Raw genomic sequence first — 15,507 nt, 5'->3', positions numbered from 1 at the left:
TCTGGGCGCTCATCTCAGTTTGATACGGGGGTCGATGAACGGCGCGATGATGTCGGCCAAGAGGTTGCCGAGCACGATGGCGAAGGCCGAAACCAGCGTGACGCCCATGATGATCGGAATGTCGACGCGCTGGATGGCCTGCCACGCCAGCTGGCCGATGCCGGGCCAGCCGAACACGCTTTCGACGACGACGATGCCGCCCATGAAGATGCCGATGTCGATGCCGATCATGGCGATGACCGGCAGGATGGCGTTGGGCAGCGCGTGGCGGAAAATGATGGCGCCGCGCGCCAGCCCTTTCGCACGCGCGGTGCGCACGTAATCCTGGCGCAGCACGTCGATCATCGACGAGCGCATCATACGCGCATACCAGCCGGCGCCGAGAATGCCCATGGTGAGCGAGGGCAGCACGAGATGGCGCCAGGTGCCATAGCCACCGATCGGAAACCAGCTCAGCCTGACCGCAAAGACGTAGAGCAGCAACAGGCCGACGACGAATTGCGGCGCCGAGACGCCGACGAAGGAGGCGACCATCAAGGTCTGGTCGGTGGCGGTGCCGCGCTTGACGGCGGCGATCAGGCCCATCGAGAGCCCGATCAGCAATTCGCACAGGATGGCGCCGACCATCAGAAGCAGGCTGGCCGGTAGCCGCGAGACGATCAGCTCGGTAACCTCGGAGCGCTGGATGTAGGAGCGCCCGAGATCGCCGCCGACGAGCTTCACCAGATAGTGCCAGTACTGGACGACGAAGGGCTGGTCGAGGCCGAGCTGCTGGCGGATGTTCTCCACCGTCTGCGGCGTGGCGCTGCGGCCGGCGATCTGGCGCACCGGATCGGCGGGCAGGAGATAGAGCAGCGCGAAGGTGATCAGCGAGACGCCGAGCAGGATGAGCAGCGACTGGATCAGTCGGCGGCCGAGATAGGCGATCATGACCGGCCTCCCATTATTCCCGGCCCCCCATTATTCCCGGCCCCTTTGCGTCGGGTCGAGGATGTCGCGCAGCGCGTCGCCGATCAGGTTGAAGGCCAGCGCCAGCGCCAGGATCGCGGCGCCGGGAAAAAACACCAGCCAGGGTGCGGCCTGGAAATAGGTCTGGTTCTCGAAGATGATGTTGCCCCACGATGCCGTCGGCGGCTGCACGCCGATACCGAGGAAGGAAAGCGTCGCCTCCAGCAGCACCGTGGTCGAGATGCCGAGCGTGCCCCAGACGATGATGGTGGGCAGGAGATGCGGCAGGATGTGGCGAAACAGGATGCGCGGTGCGCTCGCGCCGATGGTGCGCTCGGCGTCGATGAACTCGCGTTCGGCGAGCGAGGAGGTTTCGGTGTAGATGACGCGCGCGGTCTGCACCCAGTTGACCAGGGCGATGACCATGGCGACGATCCACAGGCTGGGCTGGAACACCGCCGCCAGGCAGATGGCCAGCAGCAGCGCCGGGAAGGCCATCATCAGATCGGTGAAACGCATCAGCGCGCTGCCGACCCAGCCGCGGAAATAGCCCGCGCTGACGCCGACAAGCGTGCCTATGAGCAGCGCCACGCCATTGGCGACGATGCCGATGATCAGCGAGGTGCGCGCGCCGTAGAGGATGCGGGTCAGAAGATCGCGCCCGAGCAGGTCGGTGCCCAGCCAGAATTTCGCGGTCGGCGGCAGCGGCGAGCCCTCGATGGTCAGGCCGTCGAACATCTGCTCGTTGGGATCGTAGCCGGTCAGCCACGGCGCCAGGATCGCGCCGGCGACGACGATGGCCACGATGACCAAGCCGAGCAGCGCCAGGCGGCGCTTGGTCAGCCGGCGCCAGACGCCGGCGCGCGGCTTGGCCGGCATGCGCCCGGCCGTGAGATCAGGCGCGATGGGACTGGTCATCGCCGCCTTCCTCTTCGGTCTTGGCCTCGTCCGTCATCGCCACGATACGGCGCGCGGCGTCCTCGACGCTGATCTGCCAGCTCATCGCCAGCGAGCGCAGCTGCGCATAGGCGCGGTCGTCGTCGCCGCCTTTCGACAAAGCCGAGACAGCCCGCACGATGGTCTGGCGCTCGGCGACACGCTGGCGCAGCGCGGCGATCTCGCCGGCTAAATGCTTTCGAGCCTCGAAACTCTGGCGCGCGATCAGCAGCGCGCTGTAGACGCCGGCATTGCCGACCGGCTTCAGGAGCTGGGCATCGGCCTTGTGCGACAGCGCCCATTCGATGCGGCCGGGCGCTTCGGAACCGATCAGCGCCACCAGCGGCATCGGCGCCTCGCCCGGCTTCCAGGGGAATTGCTCGTCGAAGCCGAGATCGGCGTCGAAGAAGACGAAGTCCGCGGCCAGCGCCTCCGGCGCCAGTTCCGGCCAGCAGTCCACGGTGACAAGCCCGATGGCCGACAATTGCCTGGTGATCGCCTGCACCGTCGGGTGCGGGCGATGCAGGACAAAGGCCCTGGCGCCGCCGAGATTGGGGATGCGCGGGGTTCGGGTCACGACACCACCCTGAGGCGCGGCCGGCCGAATGTCTTTGCCGGGTCGTAGCGCGACAGATACGGGTCCGGCGCGACCTCGTCCTCGCGGCTGACGACTTCGAAGAAGCCGTCGGCGATCCGGCCGATGATGACAGGCAGCGTCGCGTGCTGGGAGTGGGCGTCGATGGCGATCGGGCCGAGCCGGGTGGAAAAGCGCCGTTCCGCGAAAGCCTTGGAGAATTCCGCCGGACCGGCCTCGGGATCGCGCAACAGCACGTCGGCCATCACCTGCACCGAGGCATAGGCGGAGGCCTCGAAGGACGAGGCGAAGGCGGCCGGCCTTGGCGCGAAATAGGGCCCGACCGACAGGTGGCCCTTGCCGGTCTCGCCGATCGCCGGCAGCTCACCCTCGGTGAGGTTGCAGGAGATGACCGGGCAGTTTTGCGAACTGAAGGCGGGATCCTCAACGCCCAGGTCACGATAGGCCGCCAGGAAGGCATAGGACGAGGTGCCGATCAGATTGTTGAGGACGAAGTTCGGCCGCGTCGCCCGGATTTCGGCGATCAGCCGCGACACGTCGATCTCGCCGATGCGCAGGTAGCGCTCGCCCAGCACCTTGCCACCGGCGTCCGCGATCAGGTCGCGCGCGACGCGGTTCATCTCCCAGCCCCAGATGTAGTTCGACCCGAGTAGAAAACCGTTGGCGCCGAAGCGCGGCACGACATGAGCCAGCAGCGGCACCAGGTGCTGGTTGGGGCAGGCGTGCATGTAGACGACATGCTCGTTGGCCTCGAAACCCTCATAGGGGCAAGCATACCAGAGCATGCCGCCGGCCTTCTCAAGCACCGGAATCGTCTCCTTGCGGCTCCAGGAGGTGACGCAGCCGACGACATGACGGGCGCTGCTGGTTTTGAAAATATCCTCGCACAGCGTCGCGTAGCGATCGGCATTGCTTTGCGGATCGCGCTCGACCGGCACCAGCTCGATGCCTGAACTCCTGTCGGCGTTGATGTCGGCGATGGCGCGCATGGCGCCCATGCGACACGCGTCGGAAACGAGCTGATAACTGCCCGAGCGGGAATAGAGGATGCCGATTTCGATGCGCCGTTTCAAACAGGACCCCAGAAATGACAATGCCCCGCAGCCAGCGCCGGAAAGGCGAGGCATACGAGGCATGTTTGCCGCCCGGCGATCAGAGCCGGTATTTGGCCTTAGCGTATTCGGTCCGGCGGGTCAGTCAAGCCCTCAACGCCATCCGCGTCAAACAGCGAAGGCCGGCCATCGCTATTTCCCGCGAAATCCGCTGCCGCTATTTGGCGGCCGGCCTGTGTTGGCGGGCATAGGCCACGCAGGCATCCACGGTGCTGACACAAAGCGCGTCGCGCCTGTTTGGCAGATTGTTGTCGCCGGCGTAGGCAACTTCGGCGACGCGGCCGCCGACCATGCGGACCTGCGTGTCGCAATAGCCGCCGGGAGCGACATTGAGGGAGCCACCGAGCGCCGGGACCGGTCCCACCGACAGGGTGGGGACGACGATGCTGAGGTTGCCGCGCTGAACGACGCGCTTATAGGTCCAGATCTGGCCGGATCCGCCGGCATCCGCGGTGGCGGTTGGAAACCCCGCGCACATACGAACGTCGGCTTCGCTGAGGCCTATCATCTCCTTGCGAGCCGCCGCCGCCGTGGGATCAACCTTGGCGATGCGCGACGTGTCGTCGGGAACGACGCAGGAAGACTGGACGACGACGATGAGACCAGAAAGGGCAAGCTTTCGAATACAGGAAAATGTCATACCGAATGTTGAGATCGCGTGGCGCCCGGCCGCTCTCCCTACCTAGGCATGCAGGCCGCCGGATCAACCCGCGCACCTTCACGAAAAGGTGGCCGTGGCCGCATCGGGGAAGAATGCTGGCTTCAGGCACAATCAATCAGCGTAAGGATCACTGGCCCCGCAATTGCCTCCGCCGCCACGCGGCCGGCGCCTCGCCGGTACGCTCGCGGAAGAAGCGGGAGAAATAGGCCGGATCGTCGAAGCCGATTTCGTAGGCGATGTCCTCGACCGTGCGCACGGTGAACAGCAGCAGCCGCTTGGCTTCCAGCAACCGGCGCTCGCCGACCACCCGCTTGACGCCGCTGCCCAGCACCGCGTGGGCGGCCTTGTCGAGCAAATGCGGCGTCGTGGCGAGGGCCTCGACGTAGCGGTCGACCGGCCAGTTGTCGCGGAAATGCGCATCGACGAGCCTCCGCAGCCCCCGCGCCAGTGAAGTGTCGGAAGAGCCCCGGGCATCCGTCGGCTCAGGAGCGAGCCTCGCGATATGGGAGAGCGCGACAGCGATCAGCGCCGGCAGCACCTTGTCGCTGCCGCCCTGCGCCTCGGCGTATTCGGCGGCGATCATGTCCAGCACCGTTGCCAGCCTTTGCCATGCGGCGTGCTGGGGCAGGGCGTCGGTGAAGACCGGCCGGTCGAGCGGCAGCAGGCTGTGGCCAGCAAGCGTGGCCAGCGCATCGTCGGCGACCGAGACGACGATGGCGTCGGTGCCTGGTCCGATCGAAAAACCATGCACGATGGTGCTCGGCACGAAGCTGACGGCCGGCGCCGAAAAGTCCCAGGAGCGGTCCTCGATGCGGTAGGTGCCGGAGCCCCCGGTCCAGTAGGTGATCTGGCCCATCTGCGGGTGCTTGTGCGCGGCGACCTGGCCAAGGTGAATGTTGCTGCGCGCAAGCACCGTCTCGACATGCAGGAAGCCAACATCGAGCGGCCGCACCGGTTCGCCATAGACGAAGAAATCGGGAATGGAATTCTGGCTCATGGCGCCGGAAAAAGTCCAATCGGTTTTGCCGTTCCGTCCATACCCGATCGCCAGCGGAGGCGCTAGGGTTGCGGTACAAAGTGGAGGAGCATCATGCGGTCGGAAGATTTTCGCGCGGACAAAGCGCGCCCGTTCACGGGGGCGGAGTATCTGGAGAGCCTGCGCGACGGGCGCGAGGTCTATATCAATGGCGAGCGCATAGCAGACGTCACCACCCATCCGGCGATGCGCAATTCGGCGCGGTCGCTGGCGCGGCTCTACGATGCGCTGCATGACGGCAAGCGTCGAGAGACGCTGACCTCTGCGACCGACACCGGGTCGGGTGGCTATACCCACAAATATTTCCGCGTCGCCAAATCCTCCGGCGAACTCGCGGCCCAGCAGACGGCGATCGCCGAGTGGTCACGCATGTCCTATGGCTGGATGGGGCGCACGCCCGACTACAAGGCGGCGCTGATGAACACGCTCGGCGCCAATGCCGACTGGTACGGACCGTTCAAGGACAATGCGCTGTCCTGGCACAAGCGGGCGCAGGAAGCCGTGCTGTTCATGAACCACGCGATCGTCAACCCGCCGATCGACCGCCACAAACCGGCCGAACAGGTGAAGGACGTCTTCGTCCACATCACTGGGGAAACTGATGCCGGCATCTATGTTTCCGGCGCCAAGGTGGTGGCGACGTCCTCAGCGCTGACGCACTACAATTTCCTGGCGCAGGGCTCGGCGACGGTGACCGAGGATCCGTCGCTGTCGGTGATGTTCATCGTGCCGATGAACGCGCCGGGGATAAAGATGTTCTGCCGCGTCTCCTATGAGCAGACGGCCAACACGGTCGGCGCGCCCTTCGACTATCCCTTGTCGTCGCGCTTCGACGAGAACGACGCCATCCTCGTGCTCGACAATGTCTTCATCCCCTGGGAGGACGTGCTGGTGCTGCGCGACGCGCAGAAGATCCTGTCCTTCCACCCGGCATCCGGCTTCATGCACGGCTACTGCTTCCAGGGCTGCACCCGTTTTGCCGTGAAACTCGACTTCCTCGCCGGTCTGCTGGCCAAGGCGCTGCGAGCCACCGGCGGCGACGCGTTTCGCGGCAACCAGGCGGCGCTTGGCGAGGTCATTGCGCTGCGTCACATGTTCTGGAGCTTCTCCAACGCCATGGCGTACAACCCGATCCCGTGGGCGAACGGCGCGGTGCTGCCCAATCTCGACGCGGCGCTCGCCTACCGCACCTTCATGTCGGAAGCCTATCCGCGCGTCATCGACACGGTGCGCCGTGTGATCGCGTCCGGCCTGATCTATTTGCCGTCGTCGGTGCGCGATTTCAACAATCCCGAGATCGACAAATATCTGGCGCAATATGTGCGCGGCTCCAACGACATGGGCCATATCGAGCGCATCAAGATCATGAAGCTTTTGTGGGACGCGACCGGCACCGAATTCGGCGGCCGCCACGCGCTCTACGAGCTCAACTACGCCGGCGCGCCGGAAGAGGTGCGGCTGCAGGTGCTGAAGGGCGCCGAGCGCGGCGGCCGGCTGAAGGCGATGGAGGAACTGGTCGACACCTGCATGGCCGACTATGACGAGCATGGCTGGACGGGGAATACCTGGCTGCCGCCGCTCACTCCAACGGCCGGATGAAGCCGATGGCCGCGCAGATTTCGAAGGCCGATTTCCGCGACGCCATGGCAAGGGTCTGCGCGCCGGTCAACATCATCACCACCGACGGGCCTGCCGGACGCGGCGGCTTCACCGCCACCGCCATGTGCAGCGTCTCCGACGAACCGCCGACGCTGCTTGTGTGCATGAACGGACGGTCGACGCAGGCCGCCATGTTCCTCGCCAACCGGCGCTTCTGCGTCAACGTGCTGACGCATGACCACATGCATCTGGCGGGAAAGTTTGCCGGCGCGACCAGGGATATGGCGGCCCGTTACGAGGCGGCGCGCTGGCAGATGCTGGCCTCGGGCACGCCGGCACTGTCGGACGCCATCGTCAATTTCGACTGCGAGATCGAGACGGTGCATCTCGTCGGCACGCACAATGTCATGATCGGCCGCGTAACCGACGTCAGGCACGGCAGCGGCGGCTCGGCGCTTCTCTACGTTGACCGGAACTATACGCAGCCGACGCGGTTGGGCAGTTTTGGCGGGTGAGGCGAGGCCTTGGGAGCGCGGTACAGGCATTGGAGATCGGCCGCCGCCCTCTCAACCTCGTCATCCCTGGGCGGAGCAGCCGCGAAGCGGCGTCGCGGAGACCCTGGGATCCATTCCGTGACATTAGACGACGAGTGCAGCGGTGCAGAATCTGCACCGTGGGGGCGCTCAGGAGTCCCGGCATGGATCCTAGGGTCTGCGCGACGGAGCTTCGCTCCTGCTTCGCCCTAGGATGACGACACGATGGATGTCGCGGCTAATCGCGAAGGCGTGTTGCTGTCCTGGCGGCGATCATGCGAGCCGCCGCGACGAACCGAAAAGCCTCAGCTCTCGCCGTCGATCAGGGTCTCCAGCAGGTCGAGCAACTGCTCCAGCCGCTCATGGCCGAAGCGCTTTTCGATGTCGTCGTAGATGACGCGGCGCTCGGGCGAGAGCGCATCGATCAGGGCCGAGCCAGCCGGCGCGATGGTCAACACGACGCGGCGGCCGTCGCCTTCCGCCTTGTTGCGGGTGATGAATTTCCGGCCCTCGAGCGCCTTGATGATGCGGGTCAGGCTCGGCGGCAGCACCGAGGCGCGCTCGGCAAGCTCGGTCGCCTCGACCGGGCCGGCCTCGCTCAGCACGCGCAGAACGCGCCATTGCTGCTCGGTCACGTCATGCGCGGCAAGCATGGGGCGAAACCGCGCCATCACGGCTTCGCGGGCGTGAAGCAATGCCATCGGTAAGGAGCGACGAGTGTTTTCCGGCAGCAAGAAGCAGCGCCCCCAATAAATGCGGTGGTCGGCGAGTCTTGACCCCACATGGACCAACGTCAAACCCCGACCTTTCCATCCCGTATCGTCGCCTCCAGCCCGATGCAAGACTTGACTTTGGGGGTACATCATGTAATTAACGCGTTAACTACAAAATGCAAGAATCCAGGGAACGAAACGCGGTGCCGCACTTCTCCATCGAGTATTCGGCCAATCTCGATGCCAAGGTCGACATGAGTGAATTGTGCGCGCTGGTATTGCGCACGGTGCTCGACACCGGGCTGTTCGAGACCGGCGCCGTGCGGGTGCGGGCTTTTCGCGCCGACGCCTACGCCATTGCCGATCGCCTGCCGGAAAACGCCTTTCTCGATATGTCGTTTCGCATCGGTAGCGGCCGCAGCGCCGAGGACAAGAAACGCACCGGCGAGGCCGTGTTCACCGCGGCAAGCCAATACCTGGCAACGCTGTTCGAGACCCCGCATTTCGCCTTGTCGCTGGAGATCAGGGAAATCGACCCGGTGTTGAGCTGGAAGAAGAATGCAATCCACCCGCGGCTGCGCGGCAAGTGACGAAAGACCGACATGTCCGATCTCGAAGGCAATCTGAAAAAGGCGCAAGCCTACCTCGCCCGCTTCAAGCGCGATGGCGTGCTGAACCAGATCGGCGGCGAAGCGGTGCCTGCCGCCGACGGCTCGACCTTCGAGACGTTGTCGCCGGTCGATCTCAAGCCGCTGGCCAAGGTCGCGCGCGGCGGCATCGCCGACATCGACCGCGCGGCAAAAGCGGCGAAGGCGGCATTTCCGGCCTGGGCCGGCATGCCTGGCGAGGCGCGCAAGAAGCTGCTGCACAAAATAGCCGACGCGATCGAGGCGCGCGCCGAGGAGATCGCCTTCGTCGAATGCATGGACACCGGCCAGGCGCTGAAGTTCATGGCCAAGGCCGCACTGCGCGGCGCCGAAAACTTCCGCTTCTTCGCCGACCGCGCGCCGGAAGCGCGCGATGGCGAAACGCTACGGACGCCTGGCCAGGTCAACATGACGACGCGGGTGCCGATCGGGCCGGTCGGCATCATCACGCCGTGGAACACGCCATTCATGCTGTCGACCTGGAAGATCGCGCCGGCACTGGCCGCCGGCTGCACGGTGGTTCATAAGCCGGCTGAGTTCTCCCCGCTGACGGCGCGGCTGCTGGTCGAGATCGCCGAGGAGGCCGGCCTGCCGAAGGGGGTGTGGAACCTGGTCAACGGCCTCGGCGAACATGCCGGCAAGGCGCTGACCGAGCACCCCGACATCAAGGCGATCGGTTTCGTCGGCGAAAGCCGCACCGGCTCGATGATCATGAAGCAAGGCGCCGATACGCTGAAGCGCGTGCATTTCGAACTCGGCGGCAAGAACCCGGTGATCGTCTTCGCCGATGCGGATCTGGAGCGCGCGGCGGATGCGGCGGTATTCATGATCTACTCGCTCAACGGCGAGCGCTGCACCTCCTCGTCGCGGCTGCTGGTGGAGGCCTCGGTCTATGACCGGTTCACCGATCTGGTGGCGGAGAAGGCCAAGCGCATCGAGATAGGCCATCCGCTCGACCCCAACACCGTGGTCGGGCCACTGATCCATCCGGTGCACGAGGAGAAGGTGCTGTCCTATATCGAAATTGGCAAATCGGAGGGCGCGGTGGTCGCCGCCGGCGGTGGCAAGTTCGCCGGTCCGGGCGGTGGCTGTTATGTCAGCCCGACATTGTTTACCGGCGCGACCAACAGGATGCGCATCGCCCAGGAAGAGATTTTCGGGCCGGTGCTGACCGCGATCGCCTTCAAGGACGAGGCGGAGGCGCTGGCGCTGGCCAACGACACGCAATATGGCCTCACCGGCTATCTCTGGACATCCGACGTGACCCGCGCCTTCCGCTTCACCGATGCGCTGGAGGCCGGCATGATCTGGGTCAATTCGGAGAATGTGCGGCATCTGCCGACGCCGTTCGGTGGCGTCAAGAACTCCGGCATCGGCCGCGACGGCGGCGACCATTCCTTCGACTTCTACATGGAGACGAAGAACGTCGCCTTCGCCACTTCGGCGCACGCAATCCAGAAACTCGGCGGCTGACCGGAGGAAACCAGATGCCCTTGCCCAAGCCCAACCTCTACCCCGCCTTCAACATCGTTCGGCTCAGCCATGTCGAGCTCGCGGTGACCGACCTTGCCCGATCCCGCGCCTTCTATGTCGACACGCTCGGCCTGCAGGTCACCGACGAGACATCGGGCGCCATCTACCTCAGGGCCATGGAGGAGCGCGGCCATCACTGCATCGTGCTGCGCAAGGCAACGACGCCGGAAGCCCGCGATCTCGGTTTCAAGGTTTTTTCCGACGAGGACCTCGACAAGGCAGAGCACTTCTTCAGGGGCAAGGGCCTGCCGGTCGAATGGGTCGAGCGTCCCTACCAGTCGCGCACCTTCCGCACGCGCGACCCGCACGGCATTCCGCTGGAATTCTACGCGACGATGGAGCGGTTGCCGCCGATCCACCAGAAATACGCGCTCTACAAGGGCGTGAAGCCGTTGCGCATCGACCATTTCAACTGCTTCTCGCCCAATGTCGACGAGTCCGTCACCTTCTACAACGAGCTCGGTTTTCGCGTTACCGAATATACGGAAGATGCCTCAAGCGGAAAGCTGTGGGCGGCCTGGACGCATCGCAAGGGCGGCGTCCACGACATCGCCTTCACCAACGGTATCGGCCCGCGCCTGCACCACGTCGCCTTCTGGGTGCCGACGCCGCTCAACATCATCGATCTGCTCGACCTGATGGCGACCACCGGCTACCTGCCGAACATCGAACGCGGCCCCGGCCGCCACGGCATTTCCAATGCGTTCTTCCTCTATGTCCGTGATCCCGACAATCATCGCATCGAGATCTACTGTTCGGACTACCAGACGGTCGATCCCGACCTCGAGCCGATCAAATGGGATTTGAAGGACCCGCAGCGCCAGACGCTGTGGGGCGCGCCGGCGCCGAAAAGCTGGTTCGAGGAGGGCAGTGTCTTTGCCGGCGCGGAGGTGCGGCAGCCGGATCTGGCGGCTTCGCCGATTGTGGCGCCGTGATGGGCTATTGGGAGATGTCGGCGTTCCTTCGCGCCCCCCTCTGTCCTGCCGGACATCTCCCCCACTTGGGGGGAGATTGGCTGTCATCCCTGCCTTCGCCAATTTTCAACGTTGCTGGTGAGGCGCCGACGGCGCGGCCGGCTGATCTCCCCCCTTGTGGGGGAGATGTCCGGCAGGACAGAGGGGGGCGCCGTAGAACTCGGCGATTCCGGTCGGCAAATAGAACCGGAGTTGCAGCATGAGCGCCCGCCTCGCCACCTTCACCGCCGGCGGCAAGACACGCTATGGCGCCATCACCGCCAAGGGTGTCGTCGACCTGTCGGCCCGCCACGGCCAATGGCCGACATTGCGCGAGGTGATCGAGGCCGGCGCCCTGCGGCGCCTGGCGGAAGAGGCGGAGGCCTTCGCCCCCGATTTCCCGCTCGACGCCATCACCTACGACATACCCATTCCCTCCCCGGAAAAAATCATCTGCGTCGGCGTCAACTATCCGGACCGCAACGAGGAGTACAAGGACGGGCAGGCGGCACCTTCGAACCCGTCGCTGTTCATTCGCTTTGCCAGTTCCTTCGTCGGTCATGGCGCGCCGTTGGTGCGGCCGCCGGAATCACCACAGCTCGACTATGAGGGCGAAATCGTCATCGTCATCGGCAAGCCCGGCCGGCGCATCGCCGAGGCCGATGCGCTGGACCACATCGCCGCCCTGTCGCTGTGCAACGAAGGCACCATCCGCGACTGGGTGCGGCACGCCAAATTCAACGTCACGCAAGGCAAGAACTTCGAGCGCACCGGCTCGATCGGCCCGTGGCTGGTGCCGTTCACGGACGAGGCGCAGATCGCCGACATCGCGCTGACCACCCGCGTCAATGGCGAGGCGCGCCAGCAGGACCGCACCAGCCGGATGATCTTTTCCTTCCGCAAGATCATCAATTACATCTCGACCTTCACCACGCTGGTGCCGGGCGATATCATCGTCACCGGTACACCGACCGGCTCCGGCGCCCGCTTCGACCCGCCGATCTGGCTGAAACCGGGCGATGTGATCGAAGTCGAGGCCGACGGCATCGGCGTGCTCAGAAACGGTGTCGTCGACGAGGCAACAGCATGACCCCAAGCCAGGTGGAAGACGCCGCCAACCGGCTGTTCGAGGCCGAGCGTTCGCGCCGCCAGATCCGGCTGCTCAGCCTCGATTTTCCCGAGGCGACGATGGAGGATGCCTACCGCGTCCAGGCGGCGCTGGTGAAGCGCAAGACCGATGCCGGGCTGAAGCCGAAGGGCTGGAAGATCGGCCTGACCTCCAAGGCGATGCAATATGCGCTGGCCATCGACACGCCGGATTCGGGCGTGCTCTTCGACGACATGTTCTTCAGCGACGGCGCGGCCATTGCCGCCGGCCGTTTCATCCAGCCGCGCGTCGAGGCCGAGATCGCCTTCGTCATGAAGGCGCCGCTTAAGGGGCCTGGGGTGAGCGTCTTAGACGTGCTCAACGCAACGGACTACATCACGCCGGCGCTGGAAATCCTGGACACGCGCATCGAGCGCATCAATGCCGAGACCAAGAAGGCGCGCACCTTCTTCGACACCATATCCGACAATGCAGCCAATGCCGGCATCGTCATCGGCGGGCGGCCGCAGCGGCCCGATGAAGCCGACATGCGCTGGATCGGCGCCATCGTCTCGCGCAATGCCGAGGTCGAGGAGACCGGGCTCGGCGCCGGCGTGCTCAACCATCCGGCCATGGGCGTGGCCTGGCTGGCCGACCGGCTCGCCCGCTACGGCCTATCGATCGCGGCCGGCGAAGTGGTGCTGTCGGGTTCCTTCGTGCGGCCCGTGGAGGCACGGCCGGGCGACACGATCGTCGCCGATTTCGGCGGTTCGGGAACGGTCAGCATCCATTTCGCGAAAGGCTGACGGTTCCCCGCCAGCCACACCGCCTCATTTGTCGCGCAAATAGGCCGCTATCACATCGGCGGCGATGTTCGACATGCGCAGGCCGACTTCGCGGGTGATGTCGCCCTCGACGCGGCTTTGCACCCAGCCCAGAAACGCGAAGGCCCGCAGCGCGGCGAACAGCGGCAGCGCAGCGATGTCCTGCGCGGTCAACTCCCGCTGCTGCCGGTAGCCGTCGAGCAGCGAGGCCTCGATCAGCGGATAGAGTGGCTCGTCTCGGTTCTGGTAGAGCGCAACCGCAAGGTCGTACATGTGCCAGCCAAAGCCGCAATCATCGAAGTCGATGATGCGCACCGCACCGTCATGGATCAGCACGTTCTCGCGCACCAGATCGGCGTGGATGATGCCGAAATTGCGGGCGCTGCGTTCGTGTTCCGACAGCGCCTTCGCGGCCTTTTCCCGCGCTTGGAAAACCAGATCGCGGCGCGCGCCGTCGAGGAAGGGTGAGGTCTCGAAGCGTCCCCAGTTCGGCGCCGCGCCGAAGAAGCCGTCGAAGTCCCAGGCATGGCGGGTGAAGCCTGAAGGCGGCGTCCAGGCGGCGGTGACAGTGTGCATGTGGGCGATGCTTCGCCCGATCTCCCTGAAGACCTGCTCCAACTGTTCCGGCGTATGGTCCAGCGGTACGCCGCGCGCGCCGACGGCGCGGCCCTCGAGCCAGCTCAGGCAGTCGACCTGGCGTGGTTGCGTCAAAGCCGCGGTCCCGACGAGCACGAACGGGTCGCCGGCTTGCGTTGCGATCGGAGACGGGGTGGCGACGCCGGCGGCTTGCAGAAAGCCCATCCATTGCAGTTCCCCGCGCAGTGCGGCATCCGTGTGGTAGCCAAGCCGATGCACGCGCATCACGGCCGGCCGGCCATCGAGCAGGTGGATCCGGAAGACCGCATTCTCGCGGTATTTCAAGAGCACCGGCTCGCCGCCGCGAACGCCCCAATGGTCCAGCGCGCGTCTGGCAAGGTCGGTGACATCAGCTGCCGTTTCCGGCCCGGCATGCGTCGAGACGGCGTTCACCCCGGCACTCCGCCGACTTCGCCGACTTCGCCGACTTCGCCGAGCACCTCATCGAGCGTTTCGATCAGGACATCGGCGTTTTCGCGGGAAAACGGCATTGGCGGGCGTATCTTGAGCACATTGCCGTGGATGCCGGTCTTGCCCATCAGCACGCCACGGTCGCGCATCGCGTTGATGACGCGGCCGGCGATGTCGGGCGCCGGCTCGCGTGTCTTGCGGTCGTGAACCAGTTCGGCGCCGAAGAATAGCCCGGCGCCCCTGACCTCGCCGATCGATTCATGACGATCGGCCAGTGGCCGCAGCAGGCCGAGCGCATAGGCGCCGACATCGCGCGCATTGGCAACGAGGTTTTCGTCTTCCAGTACATCGAGGACGGCATTGGCCACCGCGCAGGAGACCGGATTACCGCCGAAGGTGTTGAAGTAGCGGAAGGCGTCGCGGAAGGTCGCCAGTATCTCCTTCGTGGTAACCACGGCGGCGACCGGGTGGCCGTTGCCCATTGGCTTGCCCATGGTGACGATGTCGGGAACGAACCCGGCGCGCTGATGGCCCCAAAAATGGCTGCCGGTGCGGCCGAAACCGGGCTGTACCTCGTCGGCGATCATCAGACCGCCGGCTTCGCGCACCGCCGATATGGCGTCATCGAAAAAGCCGTTCGGGAGTGCCGGAAAGCCCTCATTGGCGAGCAGCGGGCAGAGGATCATGCCGGAAAGGCCGATGCCGTCTCTGGCCAGCGAGGCGATCGCCTCGCGCACGGCATCGCCGAAGGCCTTGCCATTGGCCATCGCATCGGGATGGCGATAGCTGTCGGGGGCCGGCACCAGCCTGACATGGTGGGCGCGGCCGCCGACCGGCGGCATGCGGGTTGAGAGTTGCGAAACGGCTGCGGTGTTGCCGTGATAGGTGGCGTCGGTGGCGATGATGCCCATCTGGCCGGAGACCGCCTGCGCCATGCGCAGCGCGATGTCGTTGGCCTCGCTGCCGGTGCAGGTCAGGATGGCGGTGGAGAGGCTGGCATCGAAGGTGGCGGTCAGCCGCTCGGCATAATCGAGGATCGCGGTGTGGAGATAGCGCGTGTGGGTGTTGAGCAGGCTCGCCTGCCGGCACAGCGCCTCGACCACATGGGGGTGGCAGTGGCCGACATGGGCGACATTGTTGTAGGCGTCGAGATATTTGCGGCCATCGGCGTCATAGAGCCAGGCACCCTCGCCGCGCACAAGATGCACCGGCTCGTCATAGAACAGTTGCGATTTCGCACCGAGCACCCGGCCACGCCGGCTAACCAGTGTTTCCCCAGCCAG

16 protein-coding genes are annotated in these 15,507 nt (G+C 65.4%); 7 read left to right on the top strand and 9 right to left on the bottom strand.

Annotation, left to right across the window (positions count from 1 at the left end; genetic code table 11):
- Nucleotides 1–9 precede the first annotated feature (9 nt).
- The 6 genes from EN845_RS18585 to EN845_RS18560 form a co-directional block, all read right to left on the bottom strand.
- Nucleotides 10–930, bottom strand: coding sequence for an ABC transporter permease (locus tag EN845_RS18585; protein WP_127278048.1), 921 nt, complete (start codon nucleotides 928–930; stop codon nucleotides 10–12).
- A 30-nt stretch (nucleotides 931–960) separates the two neighbouring features.
- Nucleotides 961–1,866: an ABC transporter permease gene (locus EN845_RS18580; protein WP_127871163.1), complete on the bottom strand. Its 906-nt coding sequence runs from the start codon at nucleotides 1,864–1,866 to the stop codon at nucleotides 961–963.
- The gene (locus tag EN845_RS18575; protein ID WP_127278050.1) at nucleotides 1,844–2,461 is read right to left on the bottom strand and encodes an ANTAR domain-containing protein; all 618 of its coding nucleotides are present in this window, start codon (nucleotides 2,459–2,461) and stop codon (nucleotides 1,844–1,846) included. The genes EN845_RS18580 and EN845_RS18575 overlap by 23 nt, the downstream gene beginning before the upstream one ends.
- Nucleotides 2,458–3,552 (bottom strand): transporter substrate-binding protein, encoded by a 1,095-nt coding sequence (locus EN845_RS18570; protein WP_127871162.1) that lies wholly within the window; start codon nucleotides 3,550–3,552, stop codon nucleotides 2,458–2,460. The genes EN845_RS18575 and EN845_RS18570 overlap by 4 nt, the downstream gene beginning before the upstream one ends.
- 196 nt (nucleotides 3,553–3,748) lie before the next feature.
- Nucleotides 3,749–4,231, bottom strand: coding sequence for a hypothetical protein (locus EN845_RS18565; RefSeq protein ID WP_127871161.1), 483 nt, complete (start codon nucleotides 4,229–4,231; stop codon nucleotides 3,749–3,751).
- Nucleotides 4,232–4,379: 148 nt separating this feature from the next.
- The gene (locus tag EN845_RS18560; RefSeq protein ID WP_127871160.1) at nucleotides 4,380–5,249 is read right to left on the bottom strand and encodes a helix-turn-helix domain-containing protein; all 870 of its coding nucleotides are present in this window, start codon (nucleotides 5,247–5,249) and stop codon (nucleotides 4,380–4,382) included.
- 93 nt (nucleotides 5,250–5,342) lie between these two features.
- On the opposite strand from EN845_RS18560, the gene EN845_RS18555 reads away from it, so the two are divergent.
- A complete protein-coding gene (locus EN845_RS18555; protein ID WP_127871159.1) occupies nucleotides 5,343–6,887 on the top strand; it encodes a 4-hydroxyphenylacetate 3-hydroxylase N-terminal domain-containing protein in 1,545 nt (514 codons plus the stop codon).
- Between the two features lie 5 nt (nucleotides 6,888–6,892).
- Entirely contained in the window at nucleotides 6,893–7,402 is a 510-nt protein-coding gene (locus EN845_RS18550) for a flavin reductase (protein WP_127871158.1), read from the top strand.
- Between the two features lie 323 nt (nucleotides 7,403–7,725).
- Here EN845_RS18550 and hpaR read toward each other — a convergent pair whose 3' ends face one another.
- Entirely contained in the window at nucleotides 7,726–8,121 is a 396-nt protein-coding gene (gene hpaR, locus EN845_RS18545) for a homoprotocatechuate degradation operon regulator HpaR (protein WP_245511762.1), read from the bottom strand.
- A 215-nt stretch (nucleotides 8,122–8,336) separates the two neighbouring features.
- Between hpaR and EN845_RS18540 the strand changes: the two genes are divergently transcribed.
- The 5 genes from EN845_RS18540 (at nucleotide 8,337) to hpaH (ending at nucleotide 13,159) form a co-directional block, all read left to right on the top strand.
- A complete protein-coding gene (locus EN845_RS18540) occupies nucleotides 8,337–8,723 on the top strand; it encodes a 5-carboxymethyl-2-hydroxymuconate Delta-isomerase (RefSeq protein WP_127871156.1) in 387 nt (128 codons plus the stop codon).
- A 12-nt stretch (nucleotides 8,724–8,735) separates the two neighbouring features.
- Nucleotides 8,736–10,253 carry a 5-carboxymethyl-2-hydroxymuconate semialdehyde dehydrogenase gene (gene hpaE, locus EN845_RS18535; protein ID WP_127871155.1) on the top strand — a complete coding sequence of 506 codons (1,518 nt, stop codon included), beginning with the start codon at nucleotides 8,736–8,738 and terminating at the stop codon, nucleotides 10,251–10,253.
- Between the two features lie 14 nt (nucleotides 10,254–10,267).
- On the top strand, nucleotides 10,268–11,248 hold the full coding sequence (gene hpaD, locus EN845_RS18530) for a 3,4-dihydroxyphenylacetate 2,3-dioxygenase (protein ID WP_127871154.1): 981 nt from the start codon (nucleotides 10,268–10,270) through the stop codon (nucleotides 11,246–11,248).
- Nucleotides 11,249–11,486: 238 nt separating this feature from the next.
- Nucleotides 11,487–12,356, top strand: coding sequence for a fumarylacetoacetate hydrolase family protein (locus EN845_RS18520; protein ID WP_127871153.1), 870 nt, complete (start codon nucleotides 11,487–11,489; stop codon nucleotides 12,354–12,356).
- Entirely contained in the window at nucleotides 12,353–13,159 is an 807-nt protein-coding gene (gene hpaH, locus EN845_RS18515) for a 2-oxo-hept-4-ene-1,7-dioate hydratase (protein ID WP_127871152.1), read from the top strand. The genes EN845_RS18520 and hpaH overlap by 4 nt, the downstream gene beginning before the upstream one ends.
- 24 nt (nucleotides 13,160–13,183) lie before the next feature.
- Here hpaH and EN845_RS18510 read toward each other — a convergent pair whose 3' ends face one another.
- Entirely contained in the window at nucleotides 13,184–14,206 is a 1,023-nt protein-coding gene (locus EN845_RS18510; RefSeq protein ID WP_127871151.1) for a phosphotransferase, read from the bottom strand.
- Complete coding sequence (locus EN845_RS18505; protein WP_189522876.1) at nucleotides 14,203–15,507, bottom strand: aminotransferase class III-fold pyridoxal phosphate-dependent enzyme; 1,305 nt, start codon at nucleotides 15,505–15,507, stop codon at nucleotides 14,203–14,205. Before EN845_RS18505 ends, EN845_RS18510 begins: the two co-directional genes overlap by 4 nt.

Origin of the sequence: Mesorhizobium sp. M8A.F.Ca.ET.202.01.1.1 (genome assembly GCF_004791595.1) — a bacterium.
Classification (GTDB): domain Bacteria; phylum Pseudomonadota; class Alphaproteobacteria; order Rhizobiales; family Rhizobiaceae; genus Mesorhizobium.
Note: the sequence above shows the minus strand (reverse complement) of the source record. Positions and strands in the feature narration are given on the sequence as shown.

What these genes read in the sequence shown, in the direction of transcription:
- hpaD (WP_127871154.1), top strand. Translation starts at nt 10,268, where the DNA reads ATGCCCTTGCCCAAGCCCAACCTCTACCCCGCCTTCAACATCGTTCGG.
- EN845_RS18555 (WP_127871159.1), top strand. Translation starts at nt 5,343, where the DNA reads ATGCGGTCGGAAGATTTTCGCGCGGACAAAGCGCGCCCGTTCACGGGG.
- EN845_RS18520 (WP_127871153.1), top strand. Translation starts at nt 11,487, where the DNA reads ATGAGCGCCCGCCTCGCCACCTTCACCGCCGGCGGCAAGACACGCTAT.
- EN845_RS18585 (WP_127278048.1), bottom strand. Translation starts at nt 930, where the DNA reads ATGATCGCCTATCTCGGCCGCCGACTGATCCAGTCGCTGCTCATCCTG.
- hpaH (WP_127871152.1), top strand. Translation starts at nt 12,353, where the DNA reads ATGACCCCAAGCCAGGTGGAAGACGCCGCCAACCGGCTGTTCGAGGCC.
- hpaR (WP_245511762.1), bottom strand. Translation starts at nt 8,121, where the DNA reads ATGGCATTGCTTCACGCCCGCGAAGCCGTGATGGCGCGGTTTCGCCCC.
- EN845_RS18560 (WP_127871160.1), bottom strand. Translation starts at nt 5,249, where the DNA reads ATGAGCCAGAATTCCATTCCCGATTTCTTCGTCTATGGCGAACCGGTG.
- EN845_RS18565 (WP_127871161.1), bottom strand. Translation starts at nt 4,231, where the DNA reads ATGACATTTTCCTGTATTCGAAAGCTTGCCCTTTCTGGTCTCATCGTC.
- EN845_RS18580 (WP_127871163.1), bottom strand. Translation starts at nt 1,866, where the DNA reads ATGACCAGTCCCATCGCGCCTGATCTCACGGCCGGGCGCATGCCGGCC.
- hpaE (WP_127871155.1), top strand. Translation starts at nt 8,736, where the DNA reads ATGTCCGATCTCGAAGGCAATCTGAAAAAGGCGCAAGCCTACCTCGCC.
- EN845_RS18550 (WP_127871158.1), top strand. Translation starts at nt 6,893, where the DNA reads ATGGCCGCGCAGATTTCGAAGGCCGATTTCCGCGACGCCATGGCAAGG.